This is a genomic window from Geothrix oryzae, assembly GCF_030295385.1.
GTDB classification, from domain to species: domain Bacteria; phylum Acidobacteriota; class Holophagae; order Holophagales; family Holophagaceae; genus Geothrix; species Geothrix oryzae.
The window spans coordinates 302,112-316,984 of record NZ_AP027079.1 but is presented as its reverse complement, the minus strand read 5'-3'; the positions used below and the strand labels follow the sequence as shown (position 1 = coordinate 316,984).

16 protein-coding genes are annotated in these 14,873 nt (G+C 65.7%); 8 read left to right on the top strand and 8 right to left on the bottom strand.

Going from position 1 to position 14,873, the window contains the following annotated elements; translation table 11 throughout:
* Nucleotides 1-77 precede the first annotated feature (77 nt).
* Nucleotides 78-1,208 (top strand): twin-arginine translocation signal domain-containing protein, encoded by a 1,131-nt coding sequence (locus QUD34_RS01375; RefSeq protein WP_286354795.1) that lies wholly within the window; start codon nucleotides 78-80, stop codon nucleotides 1,206-1,208.
* A gap of 55 nt (nucleotides 1,209-1,263) precedes the next feature.
* Here QUD34_RS01375 and QUD34_RS01370 read toward each other — a convergent pair whose 3' ends face one another.
* Nucleotides 1,264-1,692: a CBS domain-containing protein gene (locus tag QUD34_RS01370; RefSeq protein WP_286354794.1), complete on the bottom strand. Its 429-nt coding sequence runs from the start codon at nucleotides 1,690-1,692 to the stop codon at nucleotides 1,264-1,266.
* 246 nt (nucleotides 1,693-1,938) lie between these two features.
* On the opposite strand from QUD34_RS01370, the gene QUD34_RS01365 reads away from it, so the two are divergent.
* From QUD34_RS01365 to QUD34_RS01340, 6 genes are all read left to right on the top strand, one after another.
* Nucleotides 1,939-3,459 carry an acyl-CoA carboxylase subunit beta gene (locus QUD34_RS01365; RefSeq protein ID WP_375380006.1) on the top strand — a complete coding sequence of 507 codons (1,521 nt, stop codon included), beginning with the start codon at nucleotides 1,939-1,941 and terminating at the stop codon, nucleotides 3,457-3,459.
* A 10-nt stretch (nucleotides 3,460-3,469) separates the two neighbouring features.
* Complete coding sequence (locus QUD34_RS01360) at nucleotides 3,470-3,778, top strand: acyl-CoA carboxylase biotin carboxyl carrier protein subunit (protein WP_286354792.1); 309 nt, start codon at nucleotides 3,470-3,472, stop codon at nucleotides 3,776-3,778.
* Nucleotides 3,779-3,920: 142 nt separating this feature from the next.
* Nucleotides 3,921-4,856: a polysaccharide deacetylase family protein gene (locus QUD34_RS01355; RefSeq protein WP_286354791.1), complete on the top strand. Its 936-nt coding sequence runs from the start codon at nucleotides 3,921-3,923 to the stop codon at nucleotides 4,854-4,856.
* 95 nt (nucleotides 4,857-4,951) lie between these two features.
* Nucleotides 4,952-5,944 carry an ornithine carbamoyltransferase gene (argF, locus tag QUD34_RS01350; protein ID WP_286354790.1) on the top strand — a complete coding sequence of 331 codons (993 nt, stop codon included), beginning with the start codon at nucleotides 4,952-4,954 and terminating at the stop codon, nucleotides 5,942-5,944.
* Nucleotides 5,945-6,031: 87 nt separating this feature from the next.
* Nucleotides 6,032-6,529: a hypothetical protein gene (locus QUD34_RS01345; protein WP_286354789.1), complete on the top strand. Its 498-nt coding sequence runs from the start codon at nucleotides 6,032-6,034 to the stop codon at nucleotides 6,527-6,529.
* Nucleotides 6,530-6,802: 273 nt separating this feature from the next.
* Nucleotides 6,803-7,492, top strand: a complete 690-nt coding sequence (locus QUD34_RS01340) for a GTP pyrophosphokinase (protein ID WP_286354788.1) — start codon at nucleotides 6,803-6,805, stop codon at nucleotides 7,490-7,492.
* A gap of 33 nt (nucleotides 7,493-7,525) precedes the next feature.
* Here QUD34_RS01340 and QUD34_RS01335 read toward each other — a convergent pair whose 3' ends face one another.
* The 4 genes from QUD34_RS01335 to QUD34_RS01320 form a co-directional block, all read right to left on the bottom strand.
* The gene (locus QUD34_RS01335; protein WP_286354787.1) at nucleotides 7,526-8,899 is read right to left on the bottom strand and encodes a metallophosphoesterase; all 1,374 of its coding nucleotides are present in this window, start codon (nucleotides 8,897-8,899) and stop codon (nucleotides 7,526-7,528) included.
* A gap of 74 nt (nucleotides 8,900-8,973) precedes the next feature.
* On the bottom strand, nucleotides 8,974-10,344 hold the full coding sequence (nuoF, locus tag QUD34_RS01330) for an NADH-quinone oxidoreductase subunit NuoF (protein ID WP_286354786.1): 1,371 nt from the start codon (nucleotides 10,342-10,344) through the stop codon (nucleotides 8,974-8,976).
* A 9-nt stretch (nucleotides 10,345-10,353) separates the two neighbouring features.
* Nucleotides 10,354-10,929, bottom strand: a complete 576-nt coding sequence (locus QUD34_RS01325) for an NADH-quinone oxidoreductase subunit NuoE family protein (RefSeq protein ID WP_286354785.1) — start codon at nucleotides 10,927-10,929, stop codon at nucleotides 10,354-10,356.
* A gap of 94 nt (nucleotides 10,930-11,023) precedes the next feature.
* Nucleotides 11,024-11,617, bottom strand: a complete 594-nt coding sequence (locus tag QUD34_RS01320) for a YceI family protein (protein WP_286354784.1) — start codon at nucleotides 11,615-11,617, stop codon at nucleotides 11,024-11,026.
* A 112-nt stretch (nucleotides 11,618-11,729) separates the two neighbouring features.
* Here QUD34_RS01320 and QUD34_RS01315 point away from each other — a divergent pair, with 112 nt between their 5' ends.
* Nucleotides 11,730-12,221, top strand: coding sequence for a MarR family winged helix-turn-helix transcriptional regulator (locus tag QUD34_RS01315; protein WP_286354783.1), 492 nt, complete (start codon nucleotides 11,730-11,732; stop codon nucleotides 12,219-12,221).
* A gap of 44 nt (nucleotides 12,222-12,265) precedes the next feature.
* Here the strand turns inward: QUD34_RS01315 and QUD34_RS01310 are convergent, their stop codons facing one another.
* From QUD34_RS01310 to QUD34_RS01300, 3 genes are all read right to left on the bottom strand, one after another.
* The gene (locus tag QUD34_RS01310) at nucleotides 12,266-13,090 is read right to left on the bottom strand and encodes a flagellin (RefSeq protein ID WP_286354782.1); all 825 of its coding nucleotides are present in this window, start codon (nucleotides 13,088-13,090) and stop codon (nucleotides 12,266-12,268) included.
* A gap of 61 nt (nucleotides 13,091-13,151) precedes the next feature.
* Nucleotides 13,152-14,351 (bottom strand): NADH dehydrogenase (quinone) subunit D, encoded by a 1,200-nt coding sequence (gene nuoD, locus QUD34_RS01305; RefSeq protein ID WP_286354781.1) that lies wholly within the window; start codon nucleotides 14,349-14,351, stop codon nucleotides 13,152-13,154.
* Between the two features lie 10 nt (nucleotides 14,352-14,361).
* Entirely contained in the window at nucleotides 14,362-14,865 is a 504-nt protein-coding gene (locus QUD34_RS01300) for an NADH-quinone oxidoreductase subunit C (RefSeq protein ID WP_286354780.1), read from the bottom strand.
* Between the last annotated feature and the right edge of the window lie 8 nt (nucleotides 14,866-14,873).

Below are 14,873 nucleotides of genomic sequence, written 5' to 3'. Positions count from 1 at the left end.
GGCAGTTGCATGGATGTCTGAAAAGAGTATATATCGATTCACGAGGTATCAATCCCAGTCCATCGACCGGAGGTCCCATGACCGTCACCCGCCGTGAGTTCATCCAGTGGTCCGCCGCCGCCACCGCCGTGGCGGCCACGGGGCTCGACCTCTCCGCCGCGCCTTCCGAGAAGGCCACCCCCAAGAAGATCCTCATCCTGGGCGGCACGGGCTTTCTCGGCCCGGCCACCATCGAAGCCGCCCAAGCCCGCGGCCACCAGGTGACGATGTTCAACCGCGGCAAGACGCGCCCTGACCTCTTCCCCGGCGTGGAGAAGCTACACGGCGATCGTGATCCCAAGAAAGGCGAGGGCCTGAAGGCGCTTGAGGGTCGGAGCTGGGATGCCGTCATCGACAACAGCGCCTACTACCCGAGGATGGTGGCGGCCTCCGCGGGCCTGCTGGCCCCGCATGCCAAGCAGTACCTGATCATCTCCAGCATCAGCGCCTACAAGGAGCCGAATCCCGAGAACGGCACCGAGGATGCGCCTCTGGCCACCATGGCGGATCCCACGGTCGAGTCCATGGGCAAGGACTATGCGAACTACGGGGCCCTGAAGGCCCTGTGCGAACAGGCCGCCCAGAAGGCCATGCCCGGCCGCACGGCGGTGATCCGCCCCGGCTACATCGTGGGTCCCGACGACCCCACGGGCCGCTTCACTTACTGGCCCGTGCGCTTCGACAAGGGCGGCGAGCTCGCCGTGCCGGGCGCGCCCGCCGATCCCGTCGAGATCATCGATGTCCGCGACCTCGCCGCCTGGCTGGTGCATCTGGTCGAGCGCGGCACCACCGGCGTCTTCAACGCCTGCGGCCCCGACAAGCGCCTGGCCTGGGGCAGCCTCGTCGAGGCCTGCCAGAAGGCCGGGAACCCGAACGCCAAGCCTGTCTGGATTCCTGCCGACTTCGTGGCCAAGCAGGAGGGCCTCGAGTTCCCCATCTGGGCCCCCTACCTGGGTGACACCAAGGGTTTCCACACCTGGAGCAACGCCCGCGCCGTCAAGGCCGGCCTGAGGTTCCGCCCTGCCGAGCAGACCGTGAAGGACACCCTCGCCTGGTTCAAGACCCAGGAAAAGGTGGAGAAGGGTCGCAACAAGCTGGCGGGCCCCACCGCCGAGCAGGAGGCGAAGCTCATCGCCGCCTGGCGCGAGGCCTCCAAAGCCAAGAAGTAAGCCCGGGGAAACCGGCCCCCTCGGCTGATCCAGGGCCCCGCTCCGCGGGGCCCTATCAGTTCTGGATGTAGTGCACCAGCTGCTCGATGGTGAAGGTCTGGTCGGAGATCGTCTCCTTCACCAGATCACCGATGGAGAGGATGCCCAGCACCTCGTCGCCGGCCCCCAGCACGGGCAGGTGGCGGACATGCTTGTTCGTCATGAGCGCCATGCACTCCTCGACGGACTGGGAGAGGGTCACGCAGCTGACCTTCTCGCTCATGATCTCCCGCACCAGGGTGTCCTTCGAGGTCTTCCCCTTGAGGATGATCTTCCGGGCGTAGTCCCGTTCCGAGAAGATCCCCACCAGCCTTCCGTGCTCCAGCACGAGAAGGGCGCCGATGTCGTGCTGGGCGAGGAGGGTCAGCGCTGTGAAGACCGAATCATCGGGCCCCACCGATACCAGGGCGCGCTTGCCCTCGACGAGCTGTTTCAGTGGCCGCATGGATGCCTCCCTGCTGGTCTGGTTGGATGGTTCGGGATTCGTGGCCCTGACTATACGGCCAAGACGGGGCGGATGGACCCATGAATCCGAGTCCGGGCCTCCGGAACCGTGATCAATGACGCAGGATCCCCCTGGCATAGTTTATTCGTGATGCATGGGTCGTCTTTAATCCCCATCGCTGGAACGGCCCGCCCCACCCTGCCATGGAACCCCGCCGAGGATCACCCGATGTCCCTGCCCAGGAAGATGAAGGCCCACGCCCGGAAGCATGCCGAAGCCACGGAGCCCCACCCGGAAGCGGCCCGGAGGCAGGCCGCCCAGGGGAAGCTGCTGGCCCGCGAGCGCATCACGGCCATCCTCGACCCGGACTCCTTCCACGAGTACGACCTCTTTGTGGAGCACAAGTGCTCCGACTTCGGCATGGAGAAGAAACAGCTGCCGGGGGATGGCGTCATCACCGGCACGGGCACGATCCTGGGTCACCCCGTGGCCATCTACGCGCAGGACTTCACCGTGGCCGGGGGATCGCTGGGCCTGGCCCACGCCCGGAAGATCACCAAGATCATGGATCACGCCATCAAGCTGGGCATCCCCCTCATCGGCATCAACGATTCCGGCGGGGCGCGCATCCAGGAAGGCGTGAACTCCCTGGCCGGCTACGGCGAGATCTTCTACCGCAACACGCTGGCTTCCGGCGTCATCCCGCAGATCTCGATCATCCTGGGCCCCTGCGCGGGCGGCGCGGTCTATTCGCCGGCCCTCACGGACTTCGTCTTCGTCGTGGACAAGATCTCCAAGATGTTCATCACGGGCCCCGAGGTCATCAAGACGGTGCTGGGCGAAGAGATCTCCATGGAGGATCTGGGCGGGGCCCGGGTCCAGGCCGAGCTCTCCGGCAACGCGCACTTCTACGCCCAGAGCGAGGCGGAATGCTTCGAGCAGGTGAAGCGCCTGGTGACCTTCATCCCCTGGAACAACCGGAAGCGGGCCGACCCCTTCGCGGCCCAGCCCCCGGAGGCCGGGGCCCTGGAGCGCATCATCCCCTCCGAATCCAACCGGCCCTACGATGTGCGAGATGTCCTCCGCAGCGTCTGCGACGGCGCCGACTTCATGGAGGTCCAGGCGCTGTGGGCCGCCAACATCGTGGTGGGTTTCGCCCGCATGAACGGGCGCACGGTGGGCATGGTCGCCAATCAGCCCATGGTGCTGGCGGGCGTCCTGGATGTGGACAGCTCCGACAAGGCCGCCCGCTTCATCCGCTTCTGCGACGCCTTCAACATCCCGCTGGTGACCTTCGTAGATCTGCCGGGCTACCTGCCCGGCGTGGACCAGGAGCACGCGGGCGTCATCCGCCACGGCGCCAAGCTGCTCTACGCCTACAGCGAAGCCACCGTGCCCAAGATCACCGTGATCCTGCGCAAGGCCTACGGCGGCGGCTACATCGCCATGTGCTCCCGGCACCTGGGCGCGGATTTCGTGTTCGCCTGGCCCTGCGCCGAGATCGCCGTCATGGGCCCGGAAGGTGCCGCCAACATCATCTTCAAGGGCGAGATCGCCGCGGCGGCGGATCCCGAGGCCTTCCGCAGGGAGAAGGTGAAGGAATACACCGACAAGTTCGCCAGTCCCTATGTGGCCGCCGCCAACGGCCATGTGGACGCCGTCATCGCCCCCCACCAGACCCGCGACTTCCTGCTCCACGCCCTCGAGATCTCCGAACACAAGACCGAGGAGCGGCCCGCGCGGAAGCACGGCGTTCCGCCCTTCTGAGCGAGCCCCCATGACCCCCCGGCAGACCCTCACCCTGAACGACACAGTGTACGAAACGACCCTCACCCGGAAGTACGCCCACCGGAAACCCTATGTGCCCAAGGATCCCCGGCGGAGGACGGCCACCATCCCGGGCCTCATCCTCGAAGTCCTCGTGCAGCCCGGCGACCGGATCTGCGCGGATCAGGGGATCGTGGTGCTGGAAGCCATGAAAATGCAGAACCGCATCACCGCCCGCCACGATGGCACCGTCAAAGCCTTGCATGTGGCCGTCGGGGAGACCGTCGCCAAGGGTCAACTGCTGGTGGAGTTCGAATAGCCGGTTCAGGCCGGCGCCCGGTTCTCCCTTCCAGCACGGCCGGGGTCTCGACGGCGGGCCCAGACTATTACACAATTTTGTGTACATACTCCTGGTCCCTCCCCGCTCTGCCCCGACCGCACCCACCTTTATGGAGTCCTCCATGCTTCCTGCCGCCGCCCGCGCCTGGTTCGCCGCGCTGTGCCTCGGCGTCATGGGGCAGGCGCAATCCGTGGCCTTCACCTTCGACGACGGCCCCCGCCTGGCGGCCACGCCCCGGCTCTCCCCCCAGGAGCGCAATGCCGCGATCCTGGCCGCCCTGAAGAAACACCAGGTGAGTTCGGCCCTGTTCGTCACCCTCGGGAACGGCGCGGACCGGCCCGAGGGGTTGGCCCTGGCGCGGGCCTGGGGCGACGCCGGTCACGCGCTCGGCAACCACACCGTCACCCATCTGGATCTCAACGCGAAGGGCACGACCCTTCAGCAGTACCAGGAGGAGATCCTCACCTGTGACCGGGTCATCCGCGCGCTTCCCGGCTACCGGCCCTGGTTCCGGTTCACCTTCCTCCGGGAGGGCAACACGCCGGAGAAACGGGACGGGATGAAGGCCTTCCTGAAGGCCAAGGGCCTTCGCAATGCCCAGGTCACCCTCGACACCTCAGACTGGCGCCTGAACGAGGCCCTGGTCGCCGTCCTGACCCAGCATCCCGGGGCCGATGTGGCACCCATCCGGGGGGCCTACCTGGCCCACCTCCGCCAGCGGGCCGAGGCCTACCGGGACCTCTCCCGGCAGCTCTTCGGGCGGGACATCCCCCAAGTGCTACTGCTGCATCACAACCTCCTCAACGCGCTGTTCCTGGAGGACGCCATCCGGCTGTTCAAGGACCTGGGCTGGACCCTCATCCGGCCGGACGCGGCCTTCCAGGATGCCGTCTACACCCTGGACCCCCAGCGCCCCTCTCCCGGACAGAGCCTCCTCATCTCGGCCGCGCGCAGCCTCGGTCTTCAACCGAAGGGCTGGGAGCGCCTGCTCGACGACGGCGATGAGGAGATCCGCCTGCTCAAGCAGCAGGGAGTACTCCCCGCCTCCTTCGAGTGACAATCCGTCAAGGACCCGGGCCTTTGCCCCATTTCCGGCCGCTGGGATCCAGCCTCGGCGCTACTCTGGGCCCTGTATTTGTCTTGGAGGACATCATGGCCGTCAATTTGAAGGGGCGCAGCTTTCTCACGCTGATGGACTTCTCGCCCGAGGAGGTGCGCTACCTCCTGGACCTGTCGCGGGACCTGAAAGCCAAGAAGCGCATGGGCGTCTTCAACTACCTGCTCAAGGGCAAGAACATCGTCCTGCTTTTCGAAAAGACCAGCACCCGCACCCGCTGCGCCTTCGAGGTCGGCGCGCTGGAAGAGGGCGCCCATGTGACCTTCCTGGACAGCGCCAGCTCCCAGGTGGGGAAGAAGGAAAGCATCGAGGACAGCGCCAAGGTGCTGGGTCGCTTCTATGACGGCATCGAATACCGCGGCTACAAGCAGGAAGTGGTCGAGGCCCTGGCCAAGCACAGCGGCGTGCCCGTGTGGAACGGCCTCACGGACACCGACCACCCCACCCAGATCCTGGCCGACTTCCTCACCATCGAAGAGCATGTGGCCAAGCCCCTGCACAAGGTGAAGCTCGTCTTCTGCGGCGACATCCGCAACAACATGAGCTACGCCCTGATGTACGGCGCCGCCAAGACCGGCATGCACATGGTGGCCCTCGGCCCCAAGGAGCTGGCGCCGGATCCGGCCGTGCTCGCCGCCGCTCGCGAAGCTGCGAAGCTCACCGGCGCCACCATTGAGGTCACCGACAATGTGGCTGAGGCCGTCAAGGGCGCCGATGTGATCTACACCGATGTCTGGGCCAGCATGGGCGAGGAGGACCAGATCCCCGCCCGCGTGAAGCTGCTCACCCCCTTCAAGGTCACCCTGGAGATGCTCCAGAAGACCGGCAACCCGGATGTGAAGTTCCTCCACTGCCTGCCCGCCTTCCACGACTTCGAGACCAAGCTGGCCAAGGAGCAGAAGGCCCTGGGCCACGACATCCGCGAAGTCACCGACGAGGTCTTCCGCTCGCGGCACAGCGTCGTCTTCGACGAAGCCGAGAACCGCATGCACACCATCAAGGCGGTCATGGTGGCCACCATCGGGTGAGGTTTTGCCCCGCGCAGAAATGGCCCCGCGGGGCCATTTCTGCGTACGGAGTGCTATGGTGGGACCACCCAATCCCCCGGAGACCCCATGCGCCTGCCCCGGCTGTTCCTTGTCCCTGTACTCGCAAGCCTCACACTGGCCGCCCAGGACGCTTCGCTATCCGGCACCTGGACGCAGACCAGGGCCGATGACATCGCCGCGGCCATCCAGGCCACCGTGGCGGACATGAACTTCATCAAGCGGCCCATCGCTCGTGGGCGGCTCACCAAGCTGAACCCCGCCTACAAGAAGGTCGCCATCACGGTGGCGAGCAGCGGCGTGGAGGTGAAGCTCGATGACCGGACTCCCATCCACATGCCCCCTGGCGGTGCCGCCGCCCCTTGGACCCGGGAGGACGGCGAGAAGTTCATGGTCGCCGCCCAGGTCACGAAGGATCAGCTCGTCCAGACCTTCAAGAACGAGGACGGCGAGCGCACCAATGTGTTCAAGCTGAGTCCCGATGGCAAGACGCTCACGCTCACCGCCACCGTGAAGAGCCCCCAGCTGCCCAGGCCCCTGACCTACGCCATCAGCTTTGGGCGCTAGGGGCGCTGTCTCCCGCCCCGGGAGCCCGGCCTGTAAGCCCGCTCTGCGGTTCATCGTCCTCAAGTGCGACAGGAATGCCCATCCGTTCGCGGGCGCGAGCGGATGGGGACCCTCCGGCAGCCTCTGCCTTCGAACGGCATCGCCGAAGGCCCCGACAGCGGCGAGAATGGAGGCCTGGCGGCAAGATCATGCTCGTACGCCACGATCCCTCAAAAACGGAGGCCCTCTCGGGATTCAGACCCTGCCCATGCGCGATGAAAGGACGGTTTAAAGATGAATACGCCGAGCTACACTAAAACATCTTACCTATTTGATGGCATTACTTCCAGCGTCGTGTCCGAAGAAGCCATGCGCTCCATCCGAAGCTTTATCGCCACGGAGAACCTCTATTTATCCGCAACTCGTGAAATAGCGACTAAATTTGAAAATCTAAATAACGATCTTAAATACAGCAGCGAAAGAAACCCCATCCACCAGATACAAACCCGCGTCAAAACCCCCATGAGCATTTTCAAAAAATTGGAAAGGAGGGGATTCGAGCTCACATCTGAATCGGCAAGGAAGAACTTGACCGATATTGCCGGCGTTCGCGTCATCTGCTCCTATCTCAACGATATCTACCTCATTTCAGACATGCTCTTGTCACAGACCGACATCACCCTCGTACGCACTTCCGATTACATCAAGAACCCCAAACCAAACGGGTACCGGAGCCTTCATCACATCGTGACGGTGCCCGTATTCTTGTCGAAAAGTGTCGAGACCGTCCATGTCGAAATCCAGATCCGCACCATCGCCATGGATTTCTGGGCAACACTGGAGCATCAGCTCAGTTATAAACTTGCGGATCGAGAGACCATGTCCATCGCAAACAACATAAAAGCCTGTGCCGAAGAGATCGCCGATATCGATATGAGGATGCAAAATCTTTACAATATTATCAATCCTCCATCCAACCCTTGAAGCACGCCCCTTCGGCGTCAGGGGCGGATGAGATCACCGACCTGAAGGGGGCCTTGCCGGCGACGGCTTCGTCATCGTGACGGCATCCAGCTCATGCCCTTCGGCGTCGATCTGACGGAGCTTCAAGGTCCGACCGTCCACCTCCAGCACCGTGAAGGAGTGCTTGTCGGAGATGAAGACGCGGGTCCAGGGCTGCCAGCTGGCGCGGACATCGGTCTGCCAGGGATCGTAGAGCTCGGCGCCACCGGCACCCGTCACGATGTGGAGGATGCCCTTGGCACGGGTGATGGTCCTGCCATCGAAAGCCTCATCCACCGTGAACTCGCCCGCCACCGGCCTGCCGCGGTGGCCGACCTGCCCGGGCCGGAAGCGCAGCGGCGCCGTGCGCTGGTAGTTGTGGACATGGCCCGCGAGGACCACATCCACGCCGTGCTTTTCGAGAATCGGACTGATGGGACGCATCCACTGATCGTCGAAGTGGCTGCGTGAACTCTGGAACAGGGGATGATGCAGGGCCACGATGCGCCAGGCGGCGCCCTGGGCGGCCTTCAGGTCTGCCTCCAGCCAGGCCTTCAGCGCGGGGCTCTCCCAATCGGCATAGAGGTTGGAATCCAGCACCGTCCAATGGACCGGGCCATAGTCGAAGCTGTAGCTGGCCATGCGCGGGAAGGCCGGGCCTGCGGCCGCCACCACGGCATCGTGGGTGCCCGGCACGGCGGGCGCGGCGTTCGCCTCGCCCGCCCGCAATCCGGGGCCGTTCAGCGGCAGGGACCAGTAGGCGAAGTAGGCCGCGGCCTCCGCCGACCGGCGGAAGGGGACATCGTGATTGCCGGGAAGGCCCAGGAAGGGCACGCTCCGCATGAGCGGCACTTCCTCCGAGTTGTAGACCGGGAAGAACCGCTTCCGGTACTCAGAGGCCAGTCCCATGCCGTAGACGAGATCTCCGACGAGGAGCACCGCATCGGGCCGCTCCGCCAGCACGGCCTTGGCGATGCCCAGCTGGGAAGCCGAACCGTCCGCCGCATCCCCGAACACGATCATCCGGTGGGCGCCAGGTTTACGGGCCTGCGCCTCGGCCGCGAAGACCAGGGCCCCATCCAGCTTCACGCGGTAGGACACCCGCGCGCCCGGCTTGAGGTTCTTCAACGCGGCTCGATAGATGCGGTGCGCCGGCAACGGCGGCACCTCAAGGCGGTGGAAGGTGGGCGCTGGCTGGAGGGTCCATCCCTGCCCCCGCTGCACTTCCACGGTCCAGGCGCCGCCCCGGTCTTCCGCGTGCCACATCAATTCCAGGCGCTCCTGGGCGGCAGGCCGCGGCGCGTCCCCCAGCTGGAGGTAAGGCTTCACCAGGAAGGCGGCCTGCGCTGGAAGCAGCGTGGTCAGCAGGGCGAGCAGCAGGATACGCATGAAGCATTATCCCTGTACGCCAGAAACGGGCACCCAGGGGGGTGCCCGTTTCTGACGCATGGAACGGCAAGAACCTAGTGCGCGCCTGCGGTGGACAGCAGCCGGGAGCCGGTGGCGTAGCAGGTCTTGTGGGTGATGTGATGCTCGAACTCGTGGCGGAACTTCTGAAGGGCGGAGTCCATGGGGCCGCAGGCGGCGTCGCCCAGGGGACACAGCGTCCGCAGGCCGATGCGCGGCGTGAGGCTGGCCAGCAGATCCAGGTCCTCCATGCGGCCCTGGCCGTGCTCGATGCGGTAGAGCACCATCTCCATCCAGTTGCAGCCTTCGCGGCAGGGCGTGCACTGGCCGCAGCTCTCATGGGCGTAGAAGCGGATCAGGCGCAGCGTGGCCTGCACCATGCAGGTGTCCTCGTCCATGCAGATGAGGCCGCCGGAGCCCGCCATGGAGCCCCGGGCCTTCACGGTGTCGAAGTCCAGGGGGCAGTCGAAATCCTTCTCGTCGAACATGGGGGCGCTGGCGCCGCCGGGGATGATGGCCTTGATCTTCTTGCCGGTGCTGGAGCCACCCGCCAGCTCGTTCACCACGAAGTCCATGGGCGTGCCCAGGGGCAGTTCGAAGAGGCCCGGGCGTTTCACATGCCCGCTGACGCCGAAGATGCGGGTGCCCGTGTTCTTGGGGGTGCCCAGCTTGGCGTACTCGGCGCCGCCCATGCGGAGGATGGGGGGCACGGCCGCCAAGGTCTCCACATTGTTCACGGTGGTGGGCTGGCCGAAGGCGCCCTTGGCCGCCGGGAAGGGCGGCTTCACGCGGGGCTCGCCGCGGCGGCCCTCCAGCGAGTTCAGCAGGGCCGTCTCCTCGCCGCAGATGTAGGCGCCGGCCCCGCGGTAGACCAGGATGTCGTAGTCCCAGCCCGTGCCCAGGATGTTCTTGCCGAGGTAGCCGGCATCGCGGGCCTGCTGGATCGCGGCCTCGAGCTTCTCGATGAGCCAGAGGAACTCGCCGCGGATGTAGACGAAGCCGAGCTTGCACTGCATGGCCCAGCCGCCGATGATCATGCCCTCGATGAGCTGGTGGGGGTTGTATTCGAGGATGGCGCGATCCTTGAAGGTGCCGGGCTCGCCCTCGTCGCCGTTGCAGACCAGGTAGCGGGTGAACTTCCGCTCGGGGGTGTCCTTGGGCATGAAGGACCACTTCAGGCCGCAGGGGAAACCCGCGCCGCCGCGGCCCCGGATGCCGGAGGTCTTCATCTCCTCGACCACGGCCACGGGCTCCATCTTCAGCGCGGCCTTCAGGGCCACATAGCCCTCGTGCTTCTGCTCGTAGGTCTTGAGGTGCCAGTTGTCCAGATCCCCCGCGCCGCGGAGCATCAGATTCGGGTACTTGTCCGTGCCGAAGCCGGGGAAGGTGTAGATCTGGGGATCGGGCTTGGTGCGGATGGCTGCCATTGCTTCCCCCTACTGCGCCCAAGGGCGGTATTCACCGCGCTTGCAGGCTTCCATGACCTCGATGAGCTTCTGCTCATCCACGAACTCGTCGTAGACATCGTGGTTCACCTGCACGCAGGGGCCGCTGCCGCAGCCGGCGAGGCATTCCACTTCCTCCACGCTCCACATCCCGTCGGCGCTGGGGCCCTGCCCCGGCTGCACGCCGGTCTTCTCGCAGACCTTCTCCAGCAGCTGGGCGGCGCCGCGCAGGGCGCAGCTGATGTTGGTGCAGACCGAGAAATGGAATTTCCCGACCGGAGCCTTCTGATACATCGTGTAGAAGGTGGCCACGCCGAAGACATGGCCTTCGGGGATGCCAATGGCCTTGGCCACGGCCTTCATGGCGGAGAGGCTCACGAAGCCGAACTCGCGCTGGGCGATGTGCAGGGCGGGCAGCGTGGCCGCGAGCTTGTCGGGGAACTTGGCCATGATGGCCTGGATCTCCGCCAGGGCCTCCGGGCTGAATTCCTTTCGTTCGGATTCCGGCAGCCGTAGGCCCGGGGCCATGGGCTCGTTCGCGGTCTCGGGAGGCAGAGGATGATTCATGGGCGCGCTCGCATGAACGGCCAGTTTAGCTCGAAATGGAAAGGAGGCACCCGGTCAAACCGGGTGCCTCCCATCACGAACCGGGATTCGGGGCTTACTTCTTCGCCGAGGGCGCGACCTTGCCGGCTTCGGCGTTCAGGCTGATGGCCACGGTGTCGCCGATGATGCCAGGCATGAACTTAATGCCGTACTCGCTGCGGTTGAGGCTGAGGGCGCCGTCCACGAAGCCGGCCACCACGCTGCCGGGCGCCATGCCGGGCTGCGTCCCCGCATTGGTGATGGGGAAGGTGATGCGCTTGGTGACCCCGTGCAGGGTGAAGTCACCGGTGACCTCCAGCTTGCCCTTGGCCACTTCCTTCACGGCCGTGCTCTTGAAGGTGACGGTGGGGTACTTCGCCACATCGAAGAAGTCGGGGGACTTCAGGTGCTTGTCCCGGCTCTCGTTGTCGGTGGTGAGGCTGGCGGCGTCGATGACGACCTCCACGCTGGACTTGCTGATGTCGGCGGTGTCCACCTTGATGGTCCCCTCGAACTTCGTGAAGCGGCCGCTCACCTTGGCCAGCAGGTGGCCCACCTTGAAGCTCACTTCGCTGTGGACGGGATCGATCTTGTAGGTGTCCTCACCGGCCAGGGCGGGCAGGGCCGCCAGGGCGAGGGAAGCAAGAAGGACGCGGAAGGGGTGGCGCATGGAGCCTCCAGGGAATAGGTGTTTCACCATGCAATCAAGTCTAGGCCGTTTTTAAGAAGTTGCAACACCTTTATTTGAAAATATGTCACCCTGGATCCGCAGGAGCAGGACCATGCACATCCGCGAAGAACTTCAGATCACCAAACCCCTCGAGCCGGGCCACGAGGTGGCCCTGGCCATCCTCCTGACCCGCGAGTATGTGGCCCGCCTCTTCGACCAGGCCCTCTACGAACCGGAAGACATCTCCGACCAGCAGTTCAATGTCCTCCGCATCCTCAAGGGCGGGCCCAAGGACGGCTACCTGGTGAAGGAGCTCCGCTGCCGGATGATCTACCGCTTCGCCGATGTGCCCCGCCTGGTGAACCGCCTCGAGGCCCGCGGCCTCGTGAAGCGCTGCGAGAATCCGGCGGACCGCCGGGGCAGCCGCGTGCAGATCACCCCCAAGGGCCTGGCGCTCGAGGCGCGGATGCACGCCCAGCACCAGGCCCTCTGCCAGCAGGTGGACCGCTGTCTGGCCCCCGAGGAGCGCGACCAGCTGCTCTCGCTCCTGGAGCGCCTCCGGAACGACCACCGCGCCCAGGTGGAAGCCCTGGGCGGCAGGTAGGCCCCTCCTCGAACGGCGGGCGGCGCGAAACCTGAAACCAGCCCCTAGTGCAGAAGCCGCAGGATCGAGCCGTTCTCCGGATGGGCCTGGCGGAGGGACTGGAGCCCGGACTGGTTCAGCACCTGGAATTTATTGAGGGCCACCACCTCCTGGGCGAGGCCGGCATCGCGAATCGGGCGGGCGGCCGCCGCGAGGGTTTCCGCCTGGATGCCCAGGGCATTGGAGACCGCGCTCAGGTGCCGCTGCCCCGCGTCGAGGGTGCTGCGTTGCGCGGAAAGGATCTCCAGGCCCTTGTGGATGGCGGCGAGACCCGGGGCAGGCCCCGCGGCGGTCCCCGGCTCCCCCATCAGATCGAGGGAACCCACCGGACCCACGGCCACGGTCACCCGCAAGTGATCACCCATGACAATGCCCAGTTCCGACCCGAAGACCACCTCGCCGTTGAACCGCGTGTTCGCATTGATCTCGTCAATGAGCGTCAGGATGTCCCGGTACTCCTCGTCAAGGACGGATGGGGCCTGGCCTGCTCCTATCGGCCCGGCTGAGCCTGGTTCCGGCGCTCCGCCGGGAACCTGCTCCGCGAGCTTGGCCGCGCGGGCCAACAGGGCGGTGATCTTCTGCATCCCCCCGGCGGCCACCTGCAGGTACGAAAGCCCATCGCTGGCGTGGCGGCGGCCCTGGGCAGCCAGCCTCACCTCGGCCCGCAGGCGCTGCTCGAAACCGGCGTCCGCGGCCTCGCCGGCCGTCGCTCCCCCTGACTGGCCGTCGGTGAGCTGCTCCAACGCCCGCTCGAGGATCGGACCGGAGAGGTGCATCTGATGGCAGGCGTGCCTGGCGGAAACGCTCTTCAGAACGGCTGTGCGCTTCACGCGGTCCTTTCAGGAGAAGACGCCGGGAACCGGGCTTCGCCCGGTGGCCGTCCTCGGCGCCTCAGCGATCCAGCTCGCCCGCGATGATATTCATCGCGCCGAGCACGGCGACGGCATCGGCGATCAGGCAGCCCTTCACCTGGTCGTGGAAACTGCTGAAGATGGGGAGGCAGGGGGGACGGACCCGGATGCGATAGGGATTCTTGCCCCCGTCGCTCACGATGTAGAAGCCCAGTTCGCCGTTGGCGGCTTCGGTGGCGCTGTAGATCTCGCCCACCGGCATCTCCATGCCGTGCATGATCAGCTTGAAGTGGTGGATGAGGCTCTCCATCCGCGTGTAGACCTTCTCCTTGGACGGCAGGGCCACCTTCGGATCGTCCACATTGACCGGGCCGGGCTCGAGGCGGTCCAGCACCTGGCGGATGATGCGCAGGCTCTGGCGCATCTCCTCGATGCGGACCAGGTAGCGGTCGAACACATCGCCGGTGGTACCCACGGGGATGTCGAAGTCGTAGGTCTCGTAGCCCAGGTAGGGCTGCGCCTTGCGGAGATCCTGCGGCACGCCCGCCGCGCGGAGGCAGGGCCCGGTGTAGCCCCAGTTCACGGCGTCCTCGGGGCTGATGGCGCCGATGCCCTTGGTGCGGTCGTACCAGATGGGGTTGTGGGTGAGCAGCCGCTCGCACTCGTCCACGGCCGCCTCGCACTCCACCAGGAAGCGCTCGGTGAGGGGCACGAAGGCCTCGGGGATGTCCCGGAAGAGGCCGCCGATGCGGGTGAAGCTGGTGTGGAGACGCTGCCCGGCCGCCATCTCGAAGAGATCGTAGACCGTCTCGCGCTGCTTGAAGAGGTAGAGGAAGGCCGTGAAGGCGCCGATGTCCACGGCGTTGACGCCCACGCAGACGATGTGGTCCGCGATGCGGGCCAGCTCGGAGACCAGCACCCGGATCTGCTGGGCCCGCTTGGGGATCTCGATGCCCAGCAGCTTCTCCACGGCGCAGGCATAGCCCACATTGTTCATGATGGAGCTGCAGTAGTTCAGGCGGTCCGTGAGCGGGATGAACTGCTGGTAGCTCAGGTTCTCGCCCAGCTTCTCCACGCCGCGGTGGAGATATCCGATCTCCGGGGTGGCCTTGAGGATGGTCTCGCCCTCGAGTTCGAGGATGATGCGCAGGGTGCCGTGGGTCGTGGGGTGCGACGGCCCCAGGTTGACGATCATGTGATCGCCGTCGAGCTGCTGCCGGGTCATGGCGATGGATTCCATGGTCGTGTCCTCAGGCCCGTTCGCCGTTGTTGTAGGGAGCCGTGCAGCCTTCCATGCAGAAGGGGTCCCCGCCATCCAGCGGGAAGTCCTTGCGCAGGGCGTGGCCCGGGAAGTCGTCCCAGGTGAGCAGGCGCTTCAGGTTGGGGTGCCCCTCGAAGCCGATGCCGAAGAGGTCGAAGATCTCGCGCTCGAACCAGTCGGCGGTCTTGAAGCGGCCGGTCAGGCTGGGCACGGTCTCGCCGTCGGCCACGGGCACCTTCACCCGGAGGCGCTCCTGGCTGGCCAGGTTGAGCCAGTGGTAGACCACATCGAAGCGCGCCAGCCCCTGGGCTTCGGCCCGCTCCGGCCAGTCCACGGCCGTGATGTCCACCAGCAGCTGGAAACCCTCGCGGTGGAGCAGCTCCACCAGGGCCAGGAGGCTCTCCTTCGCCACCACGATGGTCTGGTCGCCCCGGAAGGCGTGACGGTCCGTGACGGTACCCGGCAGCTGTGCGTCGATGTGCTCGATGATCATGGTCCGCC